The organism is Arthrobacter sp. W4I7 (assembly GCF_030816215.1).
GTDB lineage: Bacteria > Actinomycetota > Actinomycetes > Actinomycetales > Micrococcaceae > Arthrobacter > Arthrobacter siccitolerans_A.
The window spans coordinates 4,471,659-4,496,314 of the sequence record NZ_JAUSXU010000001.1; the positions used below are offsets into that span (position 1 = coordinate 4,471,659).

The window sequence follows — 24,656 nt, forward strand, 5'->3', positions numbered from 1 at the left end:
ACCTGTGCCCAGAGTTACCTCTGGGCACAGGTCCTGTTTTGGTTACTCGCCGGCCTCGGCATAGAGGCTGTTGATTCCCTTGACGAATTCCTCGGCGGTCTGCTTGGGCGTGAGTGCACCGGCACCCAGCTGTGCGACCGGGTCGGTCATTGCGGTGGGCCAGAACACGCCTGACTTCATGAAGTCCATCTGCGGCATGCCGCCCTTGAGACCCTCAGAGGACACTTTCGCCATTGCGGAGGAGCCGACAACAGCCGGATCGTCCATGACGTCCTGACGGAGCGTGGGTCGACCGGTTTTGAGAGTCCATTCCTTCTGCACGTCGTACGATCCGAGCTTCTTCATCAGTTCCGCAACCAACTCGTTGCGGGCCTCGTCCTTGCTCTGTACGCCGTAGAAGAAGTCCCAGCCCTGAAGCCCGCCGGTCCTGCCGCCCTTCTCATAGGGGGGTGTGAGGACGAAGTCGTACTCGACACCGCTCTGCTTGATAGCCGGTTCACTCCAGGGGCCGCCGATCATGTACCCGAGCTTGTCCGACTTGAACGCTTCCATCGTGCTGTCGGCCTTGTAGATCATCGACTGGTTGCCGAACTTGTCTATGGCCTTGACGGTCTCGAAAGTGCGCTCCAGCTCCTCGGGTGTGATGGTCGTCTTCCCGTCCTTGACGCCCTCAGTGATCTTGTCCGCATCAGCGGCCATGACCGCTCCCGGGCCGAAGTAGTCATCCTTGGTCCAGGAGTGCGTAGCCGTCACGCCTGATGCCTGCACCTTTGCAAGCTGATCGAGGAACGCCTGCTGGGTTGGCGTACCTTCGGCAGGGTCTATGCCGGCGTTCTTGAGAACGGTGAGGTTGCGGTAGATAACAGGTGTGTAGCTGATAAACGGAACCGCCCAGACGCCGTCGTCCTGGGAGACAGTCTCCAATGCCTTCGGGTAGAAGCCCTTCGCGTAGTCCTCGTCGAAGACCGGCTTGAGATCGAGAAGTCCAACGGCATCGCGGTACTTCTTACCGTCGCGGGCGCTGGCACTGAACGCGTCGGGAAGTCCGACGCCGGACATCAGCCCCGAAAGGAGGTCCGCATCGTTCTTTGGTACCAAAGTAACCGAACCCACGTTGGCGTGTTCCTGCTTGAAGTCCTCAACAACTTTGTTCATAACAGCACCAGCTTCACCCTGCGTGAAGTCCGAGTACACCCACAAAGTGAGATCCTGCTTCTTGTTCGGATCGGATGACTCGCTAGGGCTGCATCCTGTGAGAAGTCCAGCCGCGACGGCTACTGCCGCCACCGCGCCGAGTACTTTCTTCATCAAAGCTCCTTGTTTATGAACTGCTGTTCCCAGTTCGTGGCTTTTGGTTCTCAAACCGGGAGGCTATCTGCATCGAAAGCCCCAGTGTGAGAGCCATCACTGCCTGTCGGCGTTAGTTAACCAGATAACCTTACTAATGACGCCGCGTCAACCCTGCAGGCCAGAACTGGGCAATTTTCCGTCAGTGTGGTGGGTGACGCATCCCCTTTGACATCGCACTTTGTTCGTTTCAGATGGCAACAGAGCACGCTGGATCGACAGGCAAGCAGGCCTGCGCTGGTCCTGGCTATGCTCCGCCCCGTGTTTAGGCGATGGGACGGGACGTCTGACCAACCGCTACTCCGGCAGTGCATATCAACAGGTGGCGCATGGCCGCAAGCCTGGCGCACTGACCAATGCAGCGTCACTCGGGCCGGCGTAAAGGCCACAGCCACAAGGCAAGCGCGACGTTGTGACTCTGCTCGCGCTCCCCCAGCGGCGGATTCTCTTGCGGTCAGCGCGGAAGGGCGCCAGCGGTCTCAGTCCCGCATTTATCTAGACTGAGGTCAGTCCGCGCGCCTTGGGCGATTCGTCTGTGTCCGTAACTGCGGCGGCAGTGGCTCGACTGGCATATACGACAGTTGTCCGGTCATCGAGTCGTCGCTTGTACCGGGTTCCCAGGAGTTTGGAAAGGGCATGGTCAAGTGTGAGCGCGACTGCGCCTTCAACGGTTGCCTCCTCCCCCAATGAACCGGTAGTCACCTCCACATCAGGCTTGACACTTTGAACCACGGCGCGGACCCCCTGCAGAAGATGCGGGTTTTGCCCCACCCCGCCTCCCAGGAGGATCAGGGCTGGATCGAGTACTGCGGCCAGCGACAGGGCCAGTTGCCCGATATCGCGGGAGTGCTGGTCCAGGGCTGCAGTTGCAGTGGGTACCCCCGCGCTTGCGTAATCGAAAAGCTCGGCGACCGAAGCGGGCACAGGACCAACTTGACTGTCCCAGCTTGAGGTCCACCGGTGAAGGAACTGATTCGCGCCGAGGTAGTGCTCGAGTGCGAAGCGATCCGTGTTTTCCGGTTTCGCGGGCCAGCCGGTCGGAAGGGATGATACTTCCCCCGCTCCCCCGCGTGCTCCGCGAAGGACCCGTCGGTCCGCAACGATGCCCGAGCCTATTCCAACGCCTACTTGAAGGAAGACGAAATCATCGACAGCCTTTGCGTTCCCAAGCTCCATTTCCGCCAGAGCTGCGCAGTTGACGTTGTTCTCAAGCAGTACTGGGACGCCCTCATCCACGTCGAGGGCTGCAAGGATTTGAGCCAACGCCGGCCGGCCCACGGTCCGGCTGCCGGACTCGTCATTGAGGTATTGAGGAATGACCCGGGGCAAGGCGACGCCCACCGCACGCAGGGGCCCCGCCACCGGGGCTAGCTCACGGATCGTTCTGCTCACGAGGCTACTGACCAGGTCCAGGATCTGTTCGTTGCGGAGCCCGGGCGTTCCGCCCAAACTTTCGCTCATGCTCCTCAATTGCCGGCCGTCCAGGCCCCTTGCCAGCACCTTGACCCGTGTAGAACCTATGTCAAGGCCCAAGAGCCAGCCTGCAGTTGCCGCGACCGCATAGACGGTTGCAGAACGGCCCAGCGAACCTTGCCGTGCACGGACCGGAGCTATGAGGCCAGCTTCCTCCAGTGCACTGACCGCAAGGCTCACGGTCGGTTTGGACACATCCAGGGAAGCGCTGATATCAGGACGGGTGCACTCCCCCTTGGCATGCACCACCGAAAGCACACTGCGTTCAGTCTCCGTGAGATCAATCTCGACGGGCGAAGCGGTCATCGGACCTCCCTATGTTCCTCTTCATTAACTTACCTTCCAAATTGCTGCGAGGGGTTGACCGACGCGTATTAGTAAGGTTATCTGGTTAACTAATATTCCCGCTCAAGAAAGAAGATCCCATGACAACCACCCGACCATGGCTCACGTTCGACGAGGGCATCGCGGCGCAATCTGCAGGGCTTACAGAGTCCGTTCGACAGGTCCGCGAATGGCTGGCAACAGGCGCAGCTGAACCAGTGAAGGGCAAAAGCCTTCTCTTCGCCGGCATCGGTGCAAGCTATGCCGCCGCCGCAACCCCCGTTTACTTCCTGCGCCAGGCAGGCGTTGCTGCCTTCCGCTCGGCATGTGCCGATGTCCCCGACGAAGGCCCCTCCCTCGCAGATGTCTACGTCGGCATCTCCCAGGGCGGGCGCAGCAGGGAAACGATTCAGGCACTGCTGACCGTGCCGCGGGAATGCCGCATGGCCGTAGTCAATAACTCGGACTCCCCCCTGGCAAGTGAGGCCGGGACGGTTCTCAGTGTCGGGGACCTGCTCGACAGCCGCATGTCCTCGATTGGGTTCACGGCGACGGTTGCCACCCTGGGCCTGCTGGCCGAGTGGCTCACTACCGGAACCACAAACGCAGGGTGGGACGACATTGGGCCGCTGACGGAGAAGGTCATGGCCGACAACGATGACGTTCTTCGGCTCTTTGCCGCAGAGATTGCGGAGCGGGGAACTGTGGATGTGGTTGCTGCGGCCCCGAACCTCACCTCGGCTGAGCAGGGAGCACTGCTGTTCCGAGAAGGGCCGTTCGTTCCGTCCATGGCTATGGACACCCGGTCATACCTGCACGGACCGATGGACTGCGCCGGTCCTTCTACTGCTCATGTTCTGATCGGCGGCGCCAGGGAAGGCCTGCTGGCTGACCAGCTCTCGGAGAAGAGTGTTCCGATCCTGCTGGTCACCGACGAGGAAGTGGAAGCCTCCGCGACAATTATCCGCATCCCGCAGGTCTCTGCGGTGCAGCGCTCCGTGCTGGAGGTGGCGTTGATGCAGCGCCTTGTTCAGCACACCGCTGACGCCTTCGGGCGAAACATCGAAGACCGGGCGTTCACGCGATACGACACGAAGGTGGACAGCGTGCGGCAGGTCATCGACGGAACGTTGTGACCGCCACGGTTGTAGGGATCGACGTCGGTGGCTCCAAAACGGCGCTGCGAGCCGCCGACGCCGGTTCCGGAATCCTTTCAGTCGATGTAACGGTACCGACGCAATCATGGAGGGGCGAAGGCTTTCCCGAAAAAGCCCGCGTCCTTTTGGGCCTGGTGGACCAATACGTGGGCAGCGGCGTTGCGGCCCTCGCTGTTGGTGCCCATGGATGCGACACCCAGGAACAATGCGATGCCCTCCAAAAGGCCATCGCCGAGATGGTGCCCTTCCCGGTCCGCGTCGTTAACGATGCACATCTGCTTTCCTATGCTGCCGGTTATCCAAAGGCCATCGGAGTCATTTCCGGAACAGGGTCTATAGCCGTCGGCACCACCCCTGAGGGGAAGGGAATCTCGGCCGGCGGATGGGGCTGGCTGGTAGGCGACGACGGTGGTGCTACCGGCCTGGTCAGAGAAGCCGTCCGCGCGGCCCTTATCGCGGCAGATTGTGGCCACAGGGATCCCATATTGGAAACCGCGCTGACAGCAGCGGCCGGAGTAACCCGCATCGGAGAAGTCAGTATGAAGCTCATGCTGGAACGGCCCGAACAATGGGCGCTCCTCGCGCCTGCTGTATTCACAGCCTCTGTGGCAGGTTCACCCGTTGCTAAATGGGTGGTCAACGCCGCCGCCCGCTCCCTGGGTGATCTCGTGGATTCGGTAGCAAGCCGCGGCGCAGCTGCGGACCAGATCGTGCTCGGTGGTTCCGTCATCGCTTCCCAGCCGGAATTCGCCGCCGATGTCCGCTCACTACTGGCGACCTCCCAGCCAGAGGCCATCACGGTCGTGTTGGATCAGCCTCCGGTAGCCGGCGCCCTCGTGATCGCCCACACGCTTCACGCAGCCGGAAAATACGGAGCTGGGGTTGCCGCGGCGGAGCCTACATCTGGCAGATAACTCTCGTTCGAGGGGTTGACTGGTTCGGCGGCGTGGATCAATCCGCACCACGCCGCCGAAGCGGGCAACGGCTCATGTGTCGTTCACCCGTTTCACGGTTTTCGCTGCATTTCTGAGCATTAGGGTAGGGGTGATTTACCGATGCAGCATGGACCAGCGGGCCTCATAGCTGGTGATGGCTCGCGAGAATTGCACACCCAACAAATTTTTTAGGTATTGTTCCGCCGCAAGGGCGGCCGCGCCCGCGACGGTGGCGGCACTGCCTAGGTGTCCCCTGCTGAGGGCAATATCGATGCCCTGTTCCGCCAGCCCATGCTTCACAAGCGGGAGGAGGTTCTCATTACGGCCGATGCCCCCGCCCAGGACAAGCAGTTCCGGACTTGCGGCGGCCACCAGGACGGTTGCTAGAAAGGCAATGCCCTCGGCTTCATCTCGAATGGCCATTTGTGCTGCAGGGGATCCTGCTTGAGCCCTGGCGAACACTTCTTCCGCCGACGACGCATCCTTTCCGCTTTCGGAACCCCGGCAGCTGTTGTATTTTTCGAGCAGTCCAGCGGCTCCGAGAATGTCCTGAAGGTCTCCGCACCCCTTGTATATGGGAAATGGGCGCAGTTTTCGGAGCTCTCCACCCTGGCCGTTCGCGCCTCGCAGTAGGACGCCACTGGTGATAATCCCTGCTCCGATTCCGACGCCGATCTGCAGGAAAGCGATATTTGACAGACCGCGGGCATCCCCGTGACGCAGTTCTCCAAGCGCCGCGCAGTTCACGTTGTTTTCCGCGTAGACGGGTATCTCAGAGGGGATTCCGATCTGGCGGATGATGTCCGGCAGGTCGCTTCCGTGCGAGTCACTTTCCTGAAGCCCCTGCCAATTTTGAAACTCCGGCAGCGCTCGGGACAGCGCTACACAGGCGCTTCTGAGTGGACCGTGTTCAGGTTCGATCTCGCTGATAAGAGCTTTCACTATGCTGCCGGCCCTTTCCGCGAAGAGGGCATTGGCTGTATTCGGGGCATCAGGCAGAACATATTCGCTCTCTTTAATGAGGAAGCCCGTTAGCGTGCTGGCGGCGACACGAATATGAGTGGATCCCATGTCAATGCCGAGAGTCCAGCCCGCGCCGGCCGCGACCTCATAAATGACTGCGGCCCGGCCGGTATGCCCTTGCTGAATTGTTTTCACTTCAACGAAGCCGAGGCTTTCGAGCTCTGCGATGGCAAGCGAAACCGTCTGCTTGGAGAGCCCAGTCATTTTGCTGATGCCTGGCCGGCTTTGGAACCCTTCCGCGATCAATGACGCCAGGACGGTCCGGCCGCTTTCTGTGAGATAACCCGCTGGCACTTCGATCCTGTCTCCTTGATGTCGTGCTTGTCGAAAACTATCAGCCATTGAGCCTATTGCAGCCAACCTCTTGTAACTCCCAAGGTAGTTTGCTAACTTCAACCCTGTTAGTTCATTCGCTTACCGAACTAAGTCTAATGCGCTTGTTACTCAACAGGAAAGTCACACAATGCACCTGAACTTTGCCGCTGAATTTGCCCACATCCCCGGCACGATCGCCGAGGTAGCATCCCGGGAAGTCCCTGTGGCCGCCCTCGACATCGTCAATAATGCTTCTGCCGTCCGGATCATCGCCATGGGAGGCTCGTACAACGCAGCTTGTGCTGCCGTGGAAGCCTTTCTCGCCCGCGGGGTCGATGCCCGGGCCGAACTTGCATCCCATGCGCTGCATGCAGAGGGGGCTCCGGCCGATATCGATGAAGCAGTGATTCTTGTTTCGCACAGTGGCACCAGTGTCGAGACCATCCGCGCTGCCGAGCGGCTGCGGAACATGGGAAGCAAATCCCTCATTTGCATTACCAACGACACCGCCAGCGAATTGGCCCAACTGTGCGACGTGATCATTGACCAGGCACTGACTCCGGCGACAAGAGTCCCCTTTGGTCCCTGGATCACGACCTACTTCACGCTCTACAAGCTGGCGCGGGCGCGCGCCGGCCAGCCTGCCCCTGACTGGTCTTCATGCGTCCGCGCTGCCCAGTCGGTGCTGGATGCGCTCCCGGCGATTGTGAAGCTCGCACCGACAGCCCCCTCCTACATCGAGTTCTTTGGCCGTGGAGCGTTTCGGGCAACAGCTGAGCAGGGAACGCTTATTGCCCGGGAAATCGCCCGGGTGCCTGCGTCCGCATGGGAGTCCAGCACCTACCGGCACGGCCCGATCGAAGCGATCAGCGATAACCAACTATCCATCATCTTCGCCGCGTCCGAGGGCCGTGCCGCGCAGCTCGATAGCTCGTTTGCCCGTGCCCTGAAGGACATCGTCAGCAACGTCATCGTCGTGGGCCCTGTTGACGGGGACATCCCTATCGATACAAATGATGAATTTCTGCCGCTGGTCAGCCTTCTGGTCCCGGCGGTCATCTCGTATGCGTGGGGGGAAGCGGCAGGGATCCCGATTGGCCAGTTCCGTTACACATCCCACTCGATCACGGATGAAGACAACCTTGTCGTCGAACACTAAAACATCGCCGGAGATTGTCGGCGTCGATATCGGTGGAACGAAAATAGCCGCAGGGTATCTGGACCAGGACGGCCGGCCGGTGCCGTTGGGAACTGCACCCACCACCCCCTTTGATGGTCACGCGAATGTACGCGCATTGGAAGCTTTGCTTTCGGACCCGCAGGTTGCCGGCGCTCCTGTACTCGCAGTCTCGGTGGCCACTACCTTCGACCACGACGGTGCATTACGAGACCCCCGGGGCTGGTTCGGTTGGCAGGGCAAGGTTCTCGCGGACGTGTTGACTACGAGGGACCGTTCGGCCTTCGTCTACGCCGATGCCGCCGCTGGTGCCGTCGGGGAGTACGCAAAAGGAGCAGGAAAAGCCTACGGTCACCTGCTGTACATAACCGTTGGCACGGGGGTTTCCCACAGCTTCTTGGTGAATGGAAAACCGCTAAACGGCGCGCATAACGCGGCCTACTTCAGTGGCTACACACCGCAGGCCCGCTGCGATAGGCCCGCTTGCGACTTCCCGCATGTAGAAAGCATCTGTTCGGGCCCCGGGATAGCCCGCGCCTTCTCGGGGCCACAGGCACGCGATGCCAGACCTGTAATGACGGCGGCAGAAGACGGGGACCCGGGGGCGGTCGCCATCGTCAACCACGCGGCCTGGCATCTGGGTGCGCTCATTGCCAGCCTCGTCCTCATGTATGACCCGGACTGTGTCGTCATTGGTGGGGGTCTGGGCAGCGGCGCTCACGTATACCGTTCCCAGGCCATCGACATCGCCCGGGAGGTCATCAGTGTCCAACACGGCAAGTTGCTTCCGATCATTCCAGCCGCCCTGGGAAGCATGTCCCCATGGGTAGGGGCTGCAGAAATGGCCCGTCATGAACTGGAAATGGGTACTCCAACGCGGGCCGAGGCCCTTCCCGACACCGCCGGGGCACGCTAGCGGACTCGGGTGGTCCATGTTGCGCACTGCAAAACCTCCTAGAAAGGCTCGAAATTATGAGACCACTAAGTAAGCTCATCAAGGCCGCCGCTGTCCTTATCGCGGCTGGCATGCTCAGCGGGTGTGTTGATACATCCGGACAAAGCGCAGATTCCGAGGACGTATTCGTTGTCGCGATTCCGGCCAACCCGCCCCACTTCAACATGGGCATCACAACCGACGCGGCAGCAACGTTCGTCAGCCGCGCGCTCTATGACCCGTTGGTTCATCTCAGCAAGGACTACGAGGTAACCCCAGGCCTCGCGGAGTCCTGGAGCGCAAACGAGGACGCCACCGAGTTCACCTTCAACCTCGCCACAGGGGTTAAGTGGCATGACGGTGAACCCTTCACCTCACGAGACGTTAAGTTCTACTTCGACGAAATGATGGCCCTCCACCCCCTGGGCGCCCCGATCAAAGCCGTCTATAAAGAGACGCTGACCCCGGATGATAAAACCGCCATCGTGAAACTCTCAGCACCCTTTGCCCCGCTCGTCCGGGCGATGACCGCACATGCGATGTTGCCTGCGCACCTCTACGAGGGCACCGACGTTAAGACGAATCCGGCGAATCTGAATCCCGTGGGCACCGGTCCTTTCGCTTTCAAATCATTCACCAGCGGCGACTCGGTGATACTGGACAAGAACGACAATTACTGGGGCGAACAAGGCGACGTCGATTCCATCGTCTACCGGGTCATGCCGGACGCGACGGCGCGATCACTTGCCTTCCAAAGCGGCGAAGTGGACCTGCCGATCAACCTGCCGCTCAGCCAGATCACGACGATGAAGGGCAACGACCGGTTCGCCTTCGAAACAGCGACCATGGCCGAGCACCTCTACGGGTTTTACAACACTGCGAATCCTATTCTGAGGAACTACGAAGTGAGATCCGCGCTCTACCAGGCCATGGACAGGAAAGCGATCGCCGAAAAGGTGTTCCAGGATACGGGCACACCCTCCGTCGGACCAGTTCCCAATCAGGTGACATGGGCCCTTGATCCCTCCACCGACTTCACAAAACAGTTCGCGTTTGACCTCGAATCGGCGGCAGAGGCGCTCGATAAAGCCGGATATCCGGCCGGAGCGGACGGCACAAGATTCAGCCTCACCCTGAACTTCCTGGGCAGCAACCCGCTCCTCGTGGGAACGGCTGAGCTGATAAAGGCCAATTTCGAAACCATTGGCGTACATGTCAACCTGGTCGGGCAGGAAGCCAATGTCTACGCAGAGGATACCTTCACCAAGCACGCATTCGACCTGACGCTGGTAAACCTGGGAGCCTTCGCTGACCCCAGTCTGGGCGTGGCCAGAGCGTTCGTCTGTAATCCCGAGAACCTGGCATACCGCAACCCAACCGGCGTTTGCGACCCGGCCATAGATGCCGCCTTCGTTGACATCGCCACCATCGCTGACCCCGAACAGCGGCTCGCCGCGATGAAGAAGGCAGCAGACGCTGTGGCCAGCGTACTGGGCACCATCCCCCTGATCTCGAACAACCAAGTCGAATCGTACAGAGCCGACAAGTGGGACGGGATCGAGAAATTCAACAGTCGGGACCGGTGGGACTGGAGCGGCTTGGTGGCCAAAGGCTAAGGCCCACGCCCGGTTGTCCTAAACCTGCAGTACCGGTGGGGCACGAGATCACCTGTATGTCTCGTGCCCCGCCCTTCTAATCTCGAGAGGAATTTTCCGTGAACCTTGCGGGGGTCAAGTACTTTGTAAAGCTGCTCAGCTCGTCGTTGCTGCTTATTTTCGTGGTCGTACTCATCATGTTCGTCCTGCTGGAACTTGCCCCCGGCGATCCGATTCAGGCCCTGGTCGGAGACGTACCGGTCAGCGAAGCCTTCAGGACCCAAATGGTGCAGGCCTACGGACTGGACAGATCCATACCTGAACGTTTCATCTCGTACATCACAAACGTCGCAACAGGGAACCTCGGTTACTCCTTCGCGGCCAGGGAACCGGTTACGGAACTTATCTTCAGCCGTTTGGGCAACACCCTGATTCTGACCATCCCAAGCCTGATTCTTTCCTCGGCAGGGGCTGTGGTGCTGGGAACCATGGCCGCCCGGACGCGCTCCCGCACCAAAGACGGAACAATCTCATTCCTCGCCGTAGCCGGCTTTTCCATCCCAAGCTTCTGGCTGGCCTTGCTGCTGATCCTGCTCTTCTCCGTCAACCTCGGCTTGCTCCCCGCCCAAGGAATGTCGTCCTATTCCAAGCCCGGGATATCACTTCCGCACTTAATTCTTCCCCTCGTTTCCTTGGCCGTGGCAGAACTCGCATTCAAGACACGGATCATGCGCTCAACCATGATCGAGGTATTGGGCCAGGACTATATCGATACCGCCCGCTCCAAGGGACTCACCGGCTTTGAAATTCTCCGAAAGCACGGGATTTTGAACTCCATGCTCCCGATGGTGTCCGTCATTGGGTACAGCCTCGGCTACACGATCGCCGGCGCAGTCACCGTGGAGAAAGTATTCGGCTGGCCAGGAATGGGCTCGCTGCTTTACACCTCCATCCAGACCGGGGAAAACATGGTCGTCATGGGCATCCTGCTGATGATGACGATCACCATCGTAATAGTGAATATTTTGACGGACGCCGTATATGGGTTGGTCGATCCCCGCATTCGAGCGCGCTTCCGGGTTACACGAGGAACAAACAAGTGACTGATCAAATGGATTCTCTGATTGCAGCACCTTCGGCCGTTTCCGACGGCCCCAACCCCAACTCGTTTGCGAAGGAAAGCCGGGCGCGGGTGTTCTTCCGGCGCCCTTCAACTACCATCTTCCTGCTGATAATCGCTTCGGTGCTGGTCTTCTGTTACCTCGGACCGCTGTTCAGCCACAATCCCGGTGACACCCGCTTCGAGGTACTGCAAGCGCCCAACTCCGAAAACCTCGCGGGCACTGATTCACTCGGACGGGACCTGCTGGCCCGGATGATGATAGGCGGACAGGTATCACTACTCGTAGGCCTGGCAGTAGCAAGCATTTGCCTTACTGTCGCGATTTTCGTCGGCGGACTTGCAGGCTTCTACGGTGGGCTCGCAGACTCCATCCTGACCAGGATTTCCGAGTTTTTCCAAGTGGTTCCGGGCATCATCCTTGCCCTCGTCGCTGTGGCGATGCTTGGCGCCAACATCAGTTTGATCATCATCATCCTGGCTTTAACCATGTGGCCCGGAGTCGCCCGGATCGTGCGCGCTGAATGCATGCGTATCGCTGAACTCGGTTACGTCGAATCCTCCAGGGCTGCCGGCTTTCGGCCGTTGAGGATTTTTTGGTCCGATGTCCTGCCCAACGCTTTGCCCCCCGTTCTGGTGGCAACAACCATGACGGTGGGCCGGGCGATTCTGGCTGAGTCTTCACTGGCCTTCCTAGGCCTTGGAGATGCAAACAGACCCAGTTGGGGAGCGCTGCTTTTCGAGGCGCAAGCATATATGCAGTCGGCCTGGTGGCTGACGCTCTTGCCCGGCGCGGCCATTTTCATCGTCGTCCTCGCCGCGAACATGCTTGGTGACACGTTAAATGACAGCCTCAACCCGAGCCTAAGCCGGGTCAAGTAGCTGTTTCGAATGATGCACACCGGGAAATTACCCAGAAACCGAGGAACAATGGGCAACACAGACGCCTATGCGGCTTTATCTGATGTGGCAAAAACGGCTGAACCAATGCTGTCCGTCGCGAACCTTAGCGTGAAGCTTCCGACGGGATCCAAGCAATTTGTTCAGGCCGTCAGATCCGTCGATCTGACCGTCCACGCAGGAGAGCGTGTCGGGATCGTAGGAGAGTCCGGCTCCGGCAAATCGGTCACGGTAAGGGCGCTCTCAGGGCTCCTGCCGGAATCTCCCCTCGTGGATGTTCAAGGGTCCATCAAGTTCCGCGGAACCGAACTGCTCGGCGGAAACGAGAAATCATGGCGGGACATCCGGGCCAAACGAATCGGCATGATTTTTCAGGACCCCTCCAGCTTTCTCAACCCCACCATGCGGATTGGAAAACAGGTTCACGAAGCCGTGGTGAGGGGAAGGTCGGCCGACAAATCCGCGACGGAAACAATGCGCTGCCTCGAACTGGCGGGGCTGCCCTCGCCTCTTGAAGTCGCCCGTCGTTACCCATTCGAACTCAGCGGCGGCATGCGGCAGCGCGTACTCATTGCCATAGCTTTAGCTAAATCTCCAGAACTACTCATAGCCGACGAGCCCACAACGGCCCTGGATGCCACCGTGCAACGGCGGGTACTGAAGTCATTGGACAAAAGCGTTGAGGAGCTGGGCACTTCGCTGCTGCTCATTACCCACGACCTTGCCGTCGTTGCAGGATTGTGCGATCGGATCTATGTCATGTACCGCGGAGAAATCGTCGAATCCGGGTCAACCGAGAAGATCTTCTACGACCCGGAGCACAGCTACACAAAAGAGCTTCTTCGCTGCGTAAAAAGCCTGTCCGATGATTCCCCACATTTGTACGTCAGCGAGTACGCAAACCGTCCATGACCCCCATGACCCTGACCGTCCAGCGAAAGGACCGACGATGTTACTTACTGCAACGAATGTTTCCAAAACCTTTGGCCGGTTGAAGAAGGCTAATGGCCAGGCGCACGTCAAGGCGGTTGACGAGGTCACCGTGTCCGTAGCGCCCGGTGACTTCACTGCCGTGGTGGGTGAGAGCGGCAGCGGAAAAAGCACGGTTGCCAGAATGCTCCTGGGCCTGATCCCGCCGGACGAAGGCACCGTGACCTTTGACGGGGTGCCCTTGGCCCAGATGAGCAGAGCACAGACGATGAAGTTCCGATCATCTGTCCAATGCGTGCTCCAGGATCCCTCAGCGGCGCTAAATCCACGCAAATCCGTTCACCAAATCCTGTCAGAGGTCATTCGGCTGCACGGTATCGCCCGAGGTCGGGAGGAGGTGGAGAAAAAAGTCCACGAAGCGCTGGAAATTGTGGATCTGAAACCCGCCCAAATGTACGCCAACAGGTACCCCCATCAGCTCAGCGGCGGCCAACGACAGCGCGTGCTCATAGCCCGCGCAGTCATCCTCCGTCCCTCCATAATCATCGCTGATGAGGCGGTATCAGCATTGGACGTCTCAGTTAAAGCCGGCATCCTGAACCTTCTGAATCGTTTGCGGACGGAGCTGAATATTGGGTACCTCTTCATTACCCATGACCTACCGGTCGTGAACAAGGTCGCCGACGAGGTGTACGTAATGAAGTCAGGAAAGATCGTTGAACATGCTCCCAAGAAACAACTGTTCCTTTCCCCCGCCACCCTCTATACCCAGGAGTTGCTCGCCTCAGCTCCCGTACCCGACCCACGACTGGCCCGGGAATGGATTCGATCAGCGCTCTAACTCGCGTACCGGCCGAAGCAGGAACCAGCCATTTCTCGGAGGGAACCTTCCCAGGCAACCAGCCAAGGGAGCTGAAGGCAGGGAAGCGTTGCAAGCAGGATCCCTGCTTCGGCCGCGCTCCGATTCTCGCTAAAGCAAGTACCAGATGGTGTTTCACCATCCCCTAAGACCCGCGGAAGTTGGATGACGTATTTCAGTACCGCCTGTCCAGACTTCCCCTGCCGCAAGGCTTATGGCGGCATGTTCCTTCCCTGCAACCAGTCTCTTCCGCCCTCTTCCTGTCGTAAAGAAGAACAGTCCCCTTCCTCAAGACGAAGCTTGGTTCTGCACGTGACATCAAATACAACCGTTTCCTCCTCCGGGCGGCTCCCCTTAGGCGCTCTGTTGATCCTTGCAGCCATCGGCTTCACCTCGATTACTACAGAGTTGCTGCCAGCGGGGCTGCTGCCACAGATCAGCAGCGGATTCGGCGTACCGGAACCACAGGTCGGGTACCTGGCCACCGGCTACGCGGGAATCATAGTGATCACCGTGTTGCCGTTGACCAAGATATGTGCCCGGGTCCCCCGCAAAACGTTGCTGGTATTGGCGGTTGCGGCAATCGCGCTCAGCAACGTCCTCGTAGCATTCAGCCCTACTTTTGCCGTGTCAGTTTCAGCCCGACTCATCGGCGGTATCGCACACGGTTTGCTGTGGTCGGTCATGGCACCTTTCGTCGCCCGGCTGGTTCGGGAATTTAAAGTCGGTAAGGCTATGGCCATCGTATTCGGCGGCAACAATCTGGGATTGGCCGTGGGCACTCCCCTCAGCACTGCGCTGGGCTCTGCAGTCGGTTGGAGGGAAGCCTTCCTGCTCCTCGGAGGCGCCGGCGCGTTCCTCGCACTGCTGGCCTTGTGGTTGCTGCCGAAAGGAACCGATGTGGCAGATACTCCGCGTCCGTCCTTGCGGCTTGCTGCAGCCCGCAAAGGCGTCATCCTGATTGCCCTAGCCTGGCCTTTACTGCTCCTGGGACGGTTCACACTTTTCACCTATATCGCCCCCTTCATCTCCGCCGCCGGGCTCCCTTCCCACACCATCAGTTTCGCCCTTTCGATTATCGGAGTGTCCGGGCTTGCAGGACTGTGGATCGCCGGTATCACTGTTGACCGGCAGCCCCGGCGGGCGGTACTTACCGCTACGGCCTTAATGACCGGGGCATATTTGGTATTGCCGGTCCTAGGCGGAAATCCAGCCTTCTTCGTAGCCCTGATGTTCATCTGGGGCGCGAGCCTTAATGCAGCCGGCGTCTACAACCAGACGGCCATCCTGCGGGCAGGGGGCCCACACAGGGACGCGGCCAACTCACTACAGGTCCTAACTACACAACTGGGCATCGCCGTGGGCGCGCTCTACGGAGGGTTTGCCCTGACCCTGGGAGGAGGGCTGCTGCTGCCATGGGCAGCCGCGGTACCAGCTCTAGTCGCTATTCTCATCATTTTCCTCGGAGGCGCTGCCTCCTATCCGCCAGGACCTGGGGAACGAAAGGATTTACGGGTCGCCTCCCCAGCGGAACAGCCATGAGGAGCGATCTGGTGTAGTGCCACGAAATTGCTAACAACCGCCCACCCACTCACGCAGCCTGAGGATTCACCATTGCGGCCTCACAAGGTTAAGGCCCACTTGTACCTGGGGCATTTGCGCACATAGGCGGCCCTTTCCCCGGTCCAGACCGTCGCCGTGCGCGGAGTATCTAGGCCTACCAAGTTTCACCAAATGCCTAATCAGGTTCCGAGTGTGAGCAGCTGATCCAGGAGCAATCCTCCTCGGGCCTGTCCGCCGGTTCCTCGCACTCCTGCCCCCGGAAGCACTACTGCAGGGCTTCAGGAATTTCACCATGGTCAGGCTGACAGTAGCTCCACTATCGGCGGTCGAAAAAGAGCCGGCGGACCCCCTTGAAAGGGGCTTTTTGAGGTGTCCCGGTTAGGCCTCAGGCCAGATCGGACACGCTTGTAAGAAGGTAATCCGCAGGAGCTGGCCCAGTCACCGTTCCCGGACGAGAGGGGGATTTTGCGCGTGGCGACCCTACAGAGCCTCGCTTTATGAGTCGCGCGTGAAGTCCAGACGCGGTCTCGAATGCCTTCCTTCCATCGATCTGCCTGATCAAAGCTGTGGCGGCTGCGACGCCCATGTCATAGACGGGTTGGGCGATGACCGTCAGCGGCGGGGTGGTGAGGCGTGTCCATGCGAAGTCGTCGTACATAAGGAACGAGACGTCACCAGGGATTGCCAGTTCAAGTTCCTGTATTGCGCCTAGAACGCTGAGGGCGATGAGTCCATCGGATGCCACCAGGACTGTTGCCGGGTCTGCCCGGAGGAGGAGTTCACGCGTGATGTTACGGATGGACTCTGCGTTGCCGGCATCGAGCCGCACTAAGTCATAGGGAAACGCCAGTTCCTGTTCCGCAAAAGCCCGCCGCATGCCGTCCAAGCGCTCCGAAATTTGTGACGAATCCACCTGAGTCTCTGCACTGAACGGCGAGTCAGTCTTCAAGGTGGAGATGAAGGCAATTCTGCGGTGGCCGGAGTGCAGCAGGTACCTTGTGGCCTCGTAGGAGATACCAGCCATGTCGACGGCGATGACTTCCGCCGATACTCCGTTGGCCGCTCGATCAAGCAGAACCAAGGGGCGCCCCGACTCGTGAACACGTTGTAAATGTTTTGTTTCGGTCGATGACGCAGGAGCCACGATGAGGCCGTCCACCCGCTTGTCCAGCAAAACCTGGATCGCGTCGACTTCTGCTGCCCGTTCCTCGTCGGTGTTCACCAGGATGACGTTGTAGCCGCTCTTCTTTGCGGTGTCGGTGATACCCCTGGTGGCCAGACCAAAGTGCGGGTTTTCAATGTCCCCCACGACCACACCAATCGTGTGCGATTTTCCGGTGTTCATGCTGCGGGCGAGTTCATTCGGGCGGTAGGAAAGTTCCTCGGCCGCGGCAAGGACCCGTTCACGGACATCGTCACTCACGGCCCCGTAATTACCCAGCGCCCGCGCGGCCTGGGCCTTTGAAACCTGCGCGGCCTTGGCCACGTCAGCGACGGTGATGTCGCGCCCTCTGAAACCATTGCTGCTCATTTGAGCCTTTCGGATGCGCCTTGACGGCAAGTGTGGTTTGGGTTACATTTTTACCAACCCCGATGTGAGTCCGGTCTCAACCTTAGCGCTTGAGACCGGACTCAGCAAGGGACATTATCCGAAGGCCAAAGGCGGCCTGAAGCTTCCCATGAATGGAAAAACCTTGAGCACACGATTGAACTTCCGCCCAGCGGCTGTGGTCGCGGCCGCCGTCGCGGCTCTCCTGGCGTTGTCGGGCTGCGGGGGAACGACGCCCAGTTCGCCCTCGGCCGGTGCCGATAATCCGTACGGGCTGATCCAGCCGGGCACTGTCCGGGTTGCCAGCCTCGGTGACGCGAAACCCTACACTTTCACCGACGCGCAGGGTAAGTTCACCGGCTTTGACGTTGAACTGTTCACGGACGTGGCCAAGCGTGCCGGGGTGGACAATGTGGTCTTCACCGGTCAGGACTTCTCCGCGATTCTTCCCGCTGTGGCCAACGGCCAGTTCGACGTTGGCGTGGCCGCGATCGGGATCACGGATAAGCGCAAAGAAACCGTGGATTTCTCCAACGGTTACCTCGCCGGCTACCTCACGGTCCTGACCACGAAGGACTCCGGCATTAAGGGTGTAGATGACCTCGCCGGCAAGCGCCTTGGCGTCGTGCAGGGAACGCTGCAGGAAGCCTACGCGGTGAAGAACTTCGCCTCAGCCAGCCTGGTCCGCTTCCCGGACAACAACTCCGCCATTGCCGCCGTGAACAGCGGCTCGGCAGATGCCCACTTCCTGGACTACGAGGCGGCGAAGGACTACCAGGAACAGCACGGACTGGTCAGCGTTGCCGACATCCCATCCTTCGATGCGCCGGCCGGTTTCGCTGTTGCCAAGGACAAGACCACCTTCAAGGAGGCCCTGAACAAGGGTCTGGCCGCGGCGATGGAGGACGGCACCTGGAAGAAGCTCTACCAGAAGTGGTTCCCGGGCTCGCCGATGCCTGAGCAGTACCTCCCCAAAGCCGAGCAGACAGCAACCCCTGCGCCGTCAGCAAGCAAGTAAGCAGCAAGCGATATAGGCCGGGAACCAGCCGGCTGCACATGACCGGGCGGACCGCGGTTCGCGGTCCGCCCGGGATTCACAAAACTAACTAGGTCTGAGAGCAACCCATGGACTGGTTCAACACCATCATCCGCACCTTTTTCGACTTCAAGGCGATGGCCGAAGTCATCCCGCAACTCCTCGGAGTCGGGCTCCTGAACACGCTGATCATCTCAGTCGCCGCAACCATCCTGGGCGTGGTCCTGGGCATGATTATCGCCGTCATGGGCATCTCCCCCTCCCGATGGTTACGCGTTCCCGCCAGAATCTACACTGATTTGTTCCGCGGCCTTCCCGCGATCCTGACCATCCTGCTGATCGGTCAGGGCTTCGCCCGGCTGAGCCAGTCCATCTTCGGCCCGTCACCGTACCCGCTGGGCATCATCGCCTTGAGCCTGATCGCCAGCGCCTACATCGGCGAGATCTTCCGCGCCGGCATCCAAAGTGTGGACAAAGGCCAGGGCGAAGCCTGCCGCGCCCTGGGCATGAGCTACTCCAAATCCATGGCACTGGTGGTAATCCCGCAAGGCATCCGCCGGGTCCTGCCGGCCCTGGTAAACCAGTTCATCGCCATCATCAAAGACTCCTCCCTCGTCTACTTCCTGGGCCTGCTGGTCAGCGAACGTGAACTCTTCCGCGTCGGCCAGGACGCCGCCGTGCTCTCGGGTAACCTCTCACCCCTGGTCATGGCGGGGATTTTCTACCTGGTCATCACGGTGCCACTGACCCATCTGGTCAACTACTTCGACAACAGGTTCCGCACCGGCCGCCGCCGGCCGACAGCACCCAGCAGCGGACTGAACGAAGTCAAAGAACTCGACGCGGCCTCGCCGCTGATCACCGGGAGCAACACATGAGCCTCGCAAGCAACACCTCAAAGAACACCGCAGCCCCAGACATTGAGACCTTCCACGGCTCAAGCCTGGAACTGAAGAACCTCACCATGGCCTACGGGGACATCGAGGTCCTCCGCGACGTCAACCTCACCGTAAAACCGGGAACCACCACCTGCATCATCGGGCCGTCAGGTTCGGGCAAGTCCACCCTCCTCCGGGGAGTGAACCGCCTGCATGAACCCAAAAGCGGAGACGTGCTCCTGGCGGGGGACAGCGCGCTGAAAGTCAACCCCGACGTCCTGCGCGCCCGCATCGGCATGGTGTTCCAGCACTTCAACCTCTTCCCGGACCACACCGCCCTGGAAAACGTGGCCCTGGCCCTGTGGAGCGTCAAAAAGATGCCCAAGGCGGAGGCGCGGGAGCGCGCACGCCGCCGACTGGCCGAAGTCGGGCTCGCCGAACGGGCAGACCACCGCCCGCGGGACCTTTCCGGCGGTCAGCAGCAGCGCGTTGCCATCGCCCGCGCCCTGGCCATGGAACCCGAAGTCATGCTGTTCGATGAAGCCACCAGCGCCCTGGACCCGGAACTGGTCAAAGGCGTCCTGAACCTCATGGCAGGACTCGGACGCCGCGGCATGACCATGCTCGTCGTCACCCACGAAATGGGCTTCGCCCGCAAGGTCGCAGACCAGGTCGTCTTCATGGACGAAGGCCAAGTCGTCGAAGCGGGCACCCCCGCCGACCTCTTCGACAACCCCAAGAGCGAACGCCTCCAACGCTTCCTCTCAGAAGTACTCTGATGCAACAAATTACAACCTCACCAATACGGACGGCAGTCGTCGGATTCGGGGTCTCCGGCAAAGTCTTCCACGCGCCGCTCATCGCAGCGGATCCTGGCTACTCGCTGGATTTCATCGTTACGGCCGATCCAGCCCGCGCCGTGGAGGCCGCCCGGCTTTACCCCCAGGCACGGGTTGTCCCAACACCGGAGGACCTCTTCGCCTTCTCCGGCGATCTTGACCTGGTGATCCTCGGAACACCGCCGCTCACCCACTTCGACCTTGCCTCGACAGCGATGGCCCAGGGCCTCCATGTGGTCGTGGACAAGCCCTTCGTCACCACAACCGCTCACGGCGAAGCGCTCATTGAACGGGCGGCCGAGGCTGGCGTGCAGCTCACAGTTTTCCAAAACCGGCGGTGGGACGCTGATTTCCTGACGCTCCAAAAGCTGCTGCGGGAAGGGGCGCTGGGCGAGGTCCTCAGCTTCGAGTCCCGCTTCGAGTGGTGGCGGCCCGAAGGCTTCGGAAATTGGCGCGACACCGCGTCACTCACCGAAGGCGGTGGAATCCTCCACGACCTCGGCGCCCACCTGATCGACCAGGCCGTCCAACTGTTCGGCGCGGTCGAAGAAAGCTACGGGGAGACTGCGAACCACGGCCCCCATCCGAACGGCGCTGACACCGAGGCCTTCGTGTCACTGCTTCATGAATCAGGTGTGCGGTCGAGGCTGTGGATGAACGGGATGGCCGCGCAGGTCGGCCCGCGCTTCCACGTCCTGGGATCCCGGGCCGGCTACACGAAATGGGGCCTGGATCACCAGGAACCTGCCCTCGCAGCAGGCCTGTCCCCGGCTGACCCCTCATATGGTGTGGAGCCCCAGGACGCTTGGGGGGTCCTGGGCGTCGACGGCGCCACCACGAGCGTCCCCGCCGAAACCGGTGCCTACCCGCGGTTCTACTCACAGCTGGGAGCCGCGCTTCGCGGCGAGGGCACACTGCCGGTCAACCCGGCCGAGTCCCTTGAGGTCCTTCGAATCATCGAAAAAATTCACGCCTTCGCCTAACCAGGCCGGATTGTGCAGCTCAGGTGAAATACCATCCCAGCCCTGCGCACATCATCGCCCAAAAACTTAGAAAGGGAGAACCATGTCCTCCACAGCTCCAGCCAAACACGTCGTCGTCATCGGTGGCGGTATCCTCGGCACATCGACCGCCATGCACCTGGCACGCGGAGGCGCGCAGGTAACACTTGTGACGGCTGGGCCGCTCGCCAACGGGGCCTCGAGCCGCTCGATCGCGTGGTTGAACTCATCCGGCGCCCGGTCCGCCGACTACCACTACCTGCGGATGCTTGCCATTGACCGTTACCGCACCTGGTATGCGCACCACCCCGAGAGCCGGGACTACATCAGGTTCGATGGCGCCATGAAGTGGGCCGGACCAGGCGAGACGTTCCGTGAGACCTTCGCCTTCGAGCGTTCAACCGGGTACGACTCCGTTTGGATCAACCGGGATGACGTGTCCCGGATTGCACCCGACGTGAACGTCGAGGCGGTGGCCGAGGAAGGTGCCATTTACAACGCGGGCGAAGGCTGGGTGAACATGCCTGACTTCATCCCTGCGCTCGTTGCTGAGGCAGTGGCCAACGGCGCTGACGTCATCGAGAACGCCGGCGACGTGCGGGTCGACGTGCATGACGGCGCCGCCTCCGGCGTCATACTCGGCGACGGGACACGCATTGCCGCCAACCAGGTAGTGCTGGCAACCGGCGGCGAGGTTCCAGCCCAGCTCGCCACCCTGGGAGTAACGGTTCCGGATGCCACCCCTGCCGCCTTCGTGCTGTTCACCGATCCGATCGACTTCAAAGTAAAAACCGTGCTGAATACCCCCCGCGTCGCGGTGCGGCCCACCCCCGACGGCCGGCTGGTACTCGATGCCGACTGGGCAGAACAATCGGTGATTGTTGAAGATGACGGTTCCTTCACTGTTCCCGATGAGTCGGTGCAGGGCTTGCTCGACGAAGCATCGAAGGTCCTCGCGGGAAACCCCCGGCTGACTGCGCAGCAAGTGGGAGCAGGACTGAAACCCATTCCGGGCGACGGCGAACCCGTAGTCGGCCCGGTGCCTTCAATTTCGGGACTGCACACCGTGTTCACTCACTCGGGCGCAACACTCGGGCTGATCCTTGGAGAACTCCTCGCCGAGGAAATCCTCACCGGAACCCCGTCTCCGGTGCTGAAGTCCTTCCGCCTTGACCGCTTCGACGCCAGCGCCACGGCGCCGGAGGCCGTGGGCACCGGGGCCTGGGCCCCGGTGCCTCAGAGCTAGCACGGCCGGACCGGGGAGTGGTGGCACCGCGGCCTCCACCACTCCCCCGAGGCGGTGCGGCCGTCTGAACCTTACGGCCTTCCCCGAAGCCGTAGGGGCGGAACAGAAGTTTCCAGGGCGCCCGATCTGGCCGAACCCATAGCGGCTCGTGCCGTGGTCGCCGCTAATGAACGCCCCTCGTTCCGAAGACTAGTTGGCACACGGGGCTGGAGGTTGAACTAGATGCGCTGTCTGAGGCGCAGACTGAGGGAAGGCCGTGTATGCGGTTTCACTGTCCTCGGGTCGCCCTCCTTGCAAAGGGGTTGTTGATTGGGCACAAGAGGAACGAGGCCCATCATGGCCCAGCAACCGCGTCCATTGGCACCTGAGCTCGTCGTCGATCACCTTCAGGACCTGGTCCTGAAGACCGAGGACGTTAAGCAGATGCTGGACGAACTGCTGACTTTACGGCTCTGACACTCTCTGACCCCGCCGTTGCCTTCTGCAGCATCACGTTGATTCGACGCAAGAAGCCAGTGACGGTAGCCAGCAGCGAAAAGGGTGCCGTCCGGCTCGATGAGACCCAATACCGCGCCGGCGACGGGCCGTGCCTGGCCTCCATCCGTGAACAGATTGTCATCCATCTCCCGGACATCAGCCGTGAACACCGCTGGCCCGACTACGCCGCGTCCGCGCTGGCTGAGGGAGTCGGTTCCAGTCTGTCCGTACCGTTGATCCTGGAGGGGGAAGCGGAAGCGGGCCTGAACATGTACTCCACCCGATCCCATGGATTCAGCGGTGAAGACATCGAAAGGGTCGAGTCCTACTCGTATCACGCGTCCAAGGCTCTCCGGCTCGCGGTGCGCATCAGCCAACTGGCCGAGGCAAAAAACCACCTGACCGCCGCACTTGAGTCGCGCACCGTCATCGATCTGGCAGCCGGCGCGATCATGGCGCAAAACAGGTGCAGTCAGGAATCTGCGATGAAGATCCTGAAAATCGCCTCCAATACCCGGAACGCCAAACTCCGGGACGTCGCAGCCTCAGTGGTCGCGTCACTGTCCCGGGACGCCAGGGTGCAGACGCACTTCGACGCTTAGTCTCCACGGGCAGGCGCCGTACATGCCTGCTGCTGTGCCCTTTTCGCGGCTATGCAAGGTAGCGACGACGAAAGCCAGTTAACGTCACCTTCGGTTCAGTGCTTCGCTGCAGCAGGATCCCAGCCTGGGGCAACACACTTCCAGTGCCGACGACTGGCGCAAGTGGAAGCTGCTCTGATGAACCCGGCTGGCCCCGCCGAGCGGCGTTAAGCGGAAGCTGCCACGTACCCCCGAACGCCCAACATTCACCTTGAAATCTTGGATCTTTGGCCCCGCAGGTAGTTCCTACTTGTCAGCGATGTAAGCAGGCCGGCGAAAAGGTCAACGACGCCTTCAAAGACTGTGTCAGCGCTGACTGACTGGTTTTTCGGAAGGGCGCGCTCAGCGAACGGGGCGCGCCCTTTTTTGTGCCGCCAGAATTGCGGCCAAACCGCAATTATTTTGCTCTTGTTCCGGCCGTCTTGACGAGCGGAAACTTGACTCACGGGGCTATGAAGTCAGCCAACCGGTAGTCACCGAAAGCCGGAACATTGTGTCCACAAATGCCGACCATGGCCCCGTCCATGACCTTCCCATGACGACCATGCCAGTACAGGTTCCCAGAACGTCCCACCCATCACCCCACGTGATAACCGTTATGCCGCTGCGAATGGCCTACGGAAGCGGGGATTCGGAAGCCCTCCGCTGGCGCCGCGCCGATTCCCGCCGGGGATCCCCGTCATGAGCACTCTCCAGGCCGTAGTCCTGATCTTCGTTGCAGCGTTCGTATGGATCGGCCTGACCATCGTCGTTCTCCTGGAACTGCGGCGCCGCAGGAGGGGGTCCTCAAGGGTGGCCTCGGCACCACCACCTCCTGATCCCGTCAACTATCACCCCCACCTGCCCGGGCACCGAACCCTAACCGTAACCGGTCAGACTCCAACACGGAGGCGGCGCAGGCTGCGAGTCAGAAGAGTCCGCGGCTGACATCAACTCCCTGACGGTCCTAAAGAGCCCGACAAAAAGCAAGGGCAGCAAATAGTCAACAGCATCATCCCATGAGGGTGACCAGATCTTGGGAGTAAGTCATGGACGCCGGGACGATCCTCGGGTTCACCGCCGGTACTTTGCCGCTATCGCCGGAATTTTCCTCCTTTACGTCCCGGACATCATTTTGATTGTCGCCCTCCTGATCGCAGGCGGTGTCCTGCAATTGCTGCTGCTGCCATTCGCCCTCCTGGTCAAAAGACTTCGCCGACGGTCACAGCCGGACACCGACGCGTCCTGGCTCCTGGACCGCAGCAGACGGTAGCCGGGCAAGTCCTCCCGGGCCCTCACCGGTCCATTGTTTGTGCAAATTCCTGCTCTGATGATGCGGAGTTTCAGCCGGGCCTTCC

21 protein-coding genes are annotated in these 24,656 nt (G+C 60.6%); 17 read left to right on the forward strand and 4 right to left on the reverse strand.

The genetic code is table 11. The annotated features are described in order from the left end of the window. Nucleotides 1–42: 42 nt before the first annotated feature. Nucleotides 43–1,308: an ABC transporter substrate-binding protein gene (locus QF047_RS20345; RefSeq protein ID WP_307280859.1), complete on the reverse strand. Its 1,266-nt coding sequence runs from the start codon at nucleotides 1,306–1,308 to the stop codon at nucleotides 43–45. A 534-nt stretch (nucleotides 1,309–1,842) separates the two neighbouring features. After that, a complete protein-coding gene (locus tag QF047_RS20350; RefSeq protein ID WP_307280861.1) occupies nucleotides 1,843–3,126 on the reverse strand; it encodes an ROK family protein in 1,284 nt (427 codons plus the stop codon). A 119-nt stretch (nucleotides 3,127–3,245) separates the two neighbouring features. Here QF047_RS20350 and QF047_RS20355 point away from each other — a divergent pair, with 119 nt between their 5' ends. Further along, the gene (locus QF047_RS20355; RefSeq protein ID WP_307280863.1) at nucleotides 3,246–4,280 is read left to right on the forward strand and encodes an SIS domain-containing protein; all 1,035 of its coding nucleotides are present in this window, start codon (nucleotides 3,246–3,248) and stop codon (nucleotides 4,278–4,280) included. Beyond that, nucleotides 4,277–5,215, forward strand: coding sequence for an N-acetylglucosamine kinase (locus tag QF047_RS20360; protein WP_307280865.1), 939 nt, complete (start codon nucleotides 4,277–4,279; stop codon nucleotides 5,213–5,215). Before QF047_RS20355 ends, QF047_RS20360 begins: the two co-directional genes overlap by 4 nt. A 135-nt stretch (nucleotides 5,216–5,350) precedes the next feature. Here the strand turns inward: QF047_RS20360 and QF047_RS20365 are convergent, their stop codons facing one another. After that, the gene (locus QF047_RS20365) at nucleotides 5,351–6,601 is read right to left on the reverse strand and encodes an ROK family transcriptional regulator (protein ID WP_307280867.1); all 1,251 of its coding nucleotides are present in this window, start codon (nucleotides 6,599–6,601) and stop codon (nucleotides 5,351–5,353) included. 121 nt (nucleotides 6,602–6,722) lie between these two features. Here QF047_RS20365 and QF047_RS20370 point away from each other — a divergent pair, with 121 nt between their 5' ends. From QF047_RS20370 to QF047_RS20405, 8 genes are all read left to right on the forward strand, one after another. Beyond that, nucleotides 6,723–7,733: an SIS domain-containing protein gene (locus QF047_RS20370; protein ID WP_307280869.1), complete on the forward strand. Its 1,011-nt coding sequence runs from the start codon at nucleotides 6,723–6,725 to the stop codon at nucleotides 7,731–7,733. After that, a complete protein-coding gene (locus QF047_RS20375; RefSeq protein ID WP_307280871.1) occupies nucleotides 7,717–8,667 on the forward strand; it encodes an ROK family protein in 951 nt (316 codons plus the stop codon). The genes QF047_RS20370 and QF047_RS20375 overlap by 17 nt, the downstream gene beginning before the upstream one ends. A 203-nt stretch (nucleotides 8,668–8,870) precedes the next feature. Next, nucleotides 8,871–10,301, forward strand: a complete 1,431-nt coding sequence (locus QF047_RS20380; RefSeq protein WP_307280873.1) for an ABC transporter substrate-binding protein — start codon at nucleotides 8,871–8,873, stop codon at nucleotides 10,299–10,301. A gap of 98 nt (nucleotides 10,302–10,399) precedes the next feature. Next, nucleotides 10,400–11,383, forward strand: coding sequence for an ABC transporter permease (locus QF047_RS20385; protein ID WP_307280875.1), 984 nt, complete (start codon nucleotides 10,400–10,402; stop codon nucleotides 11,381–11,383). Then, complete coding sequence (locus tag QF047_RS20390) at nucleotides 11,380–12,282, forward strand: ABC transporter permease (RefSeq protein WP_307280877.1); 903 nt, start codon at nucleotides 11,380–11,382, stop codon at nucleotides 12,280–12,282. The genes QF047_RS20385 and QF047_RS20390 overlap by 4 nt, the downstream gene beginning before the upstream one ends. Before the next feature lie 48 nt (nucleotides 12,283–12,330). After that, the gene (locus tag QF047_RS20395) at nucleotides 12,331–13,212 is read left to right on the forward strand and encodes an ABC transporter ATP-binding protein (RefSeq protein WP_307280880.1); all 882 of its coding nucleotides are present in this window, start codon (nucleotides 12,331–12,333) and stop codon (nucleotides 13,210–13,212) included. Nucleotides 13,213–13,249: 37 nt separating this feature from the next. Continuing rightward, a complete protein-coding gene (locus QF047_RS20400; protein ID WP_307280882.1) occupies nucleotides 13,250–14,071 on the forward strand; it encodes an ATP-binding cassette domain-containing protein in 822 nt (273 codons plus the stop codon). A gap of 384 nt (nucleotides 14,072–14,455) precedes the next feature. Further along, a complete protein-coding gene (locus QF047_RS20405; protein WP_307280884.1) occupies nucleotides 14,456–15,631 on the forward strand; it encodes an MFS transporter in 1,176 nt (391 codons plus the stop codon). Between the two features lie 406 nt (nucleotides 15,632–16,037). Here the strand turns inward: QF047_RS20405 and QF047_RS20410 are convergent, their stop codons facing one another. Beyond that, nucleotides 16,038–17,183: a LacI family DNA-binding transcriptional regulator gene (locus QF047_RS20410; RefSeq protein ID WP_307280887.1), complete on the reverse strand. Its 1,146-nt coding sequence runs from the start codon at nucleotides 17,181–17,183 to the stop codon at nucleotides 16,038–16,040. Between the two features lie 163 nt (nucleotides 17,184–17,346). Between QF047_RS20410 and QF047_RS20415 the strand changes: the two genes are divergently transcribed. The 7 genes from QF047_RS20415 to QF047_RS20445 all read left to right on the forward strand — a co-directional run bounded on the left by QF047_RS20415 (nucleotide 17,347) and on the right by QF047_RS20445 (nucleotide 24,571). Beyond that, nucleotides 17,347–18,219, forward strand: coding sequence for an ABC transporter substrate-binding protein (locus QF047_RS20415; protein ID WP_307280889.1), 873 nt, complete (start codon nucleotides 17,347–17,349; stop codon nucleotides 18,217–18,219). 107 nt (nucleotides 18,220–18,326) lie between these two features. Further along, nucleotides 18,327–19,115 (forward strand): amino acid ABC transporter permease, encoded by a 789-nt coding sequence (locus QF047_RS20420; RefSeq protein ID WP_307280891.1) that lies wholly within the window; start codon nucleotides 18,327–18,329, stop codon nucleotides 19,113–19,115. Beyond that, a complete protein-coding gene (locus QF047_RS20425; RefSeq protein ID WP_307280893.1) occupies nucleotides 19,112–19,894 on the forward strand; it encodes an amino acid ABC transporter ATP-binding protein in 783 nt (260 codons plus the stop codon). The genes QF047_RS20420 and QF047_RS20425 overlap by 4 nt, the downstream gene beginning before the upstream one ends. After that, nucleotides 19,894–20,937 (forward strand): Gfo/Idh/MocA family oxidoreductase, encoded by a 1,044-nt coding sequence (locus QF047_RS20430; protein WP_307280895.1) that lies wholly within the window; start codon nucleotides 19,894–19,896, stop codon nucleotides 20,935–20,937. The genes QF047_RS20425 and QF047_RS20430 overlap by 1 nt, the downstream gene beginning before the upstream one ends. A gap of 82 nt (nucleotides 20,938–21,019) precedes the next feature. Further along, on the forward strand, nucleotides 21,020–22,201 hold the full coding sequence (locus QF047_RS20435) for an FAD-binding oxidoreductase (protein ID WP_307280900.1): 1,182 nt from the start codon (nucleotides 21,020–21,022) through the stop codon (nucleotides 22,199–22,201). 515 nt (nucleotides 22,202–22,716) lie between these two features. After that, the gene (locus QF047_RS20440) at nucleotides 22,717–23,280 is read left to right on the forward strand and encodes a GAF and ANTAR domain-containing protein (protein WP_307280903.1); all 564 of its coding nucleotides are present in this window, start codon (nucleotides 22,717–22,719) and stop codon (nucleotides 23,278–23,280) included. Between the two features lie 1,054 nt (nucleotides 23,281–24,334). After that, entirely contained in the window at nucleotides 24,335–24,571 is a 237-nt protein-coding gene (locus QF047_RS20445) for a hypothetical protein (protein WP_307280905.1), read from the forward strand. Nucleotides 24,572–24,656: the final 85 nt, after the last annotated feature.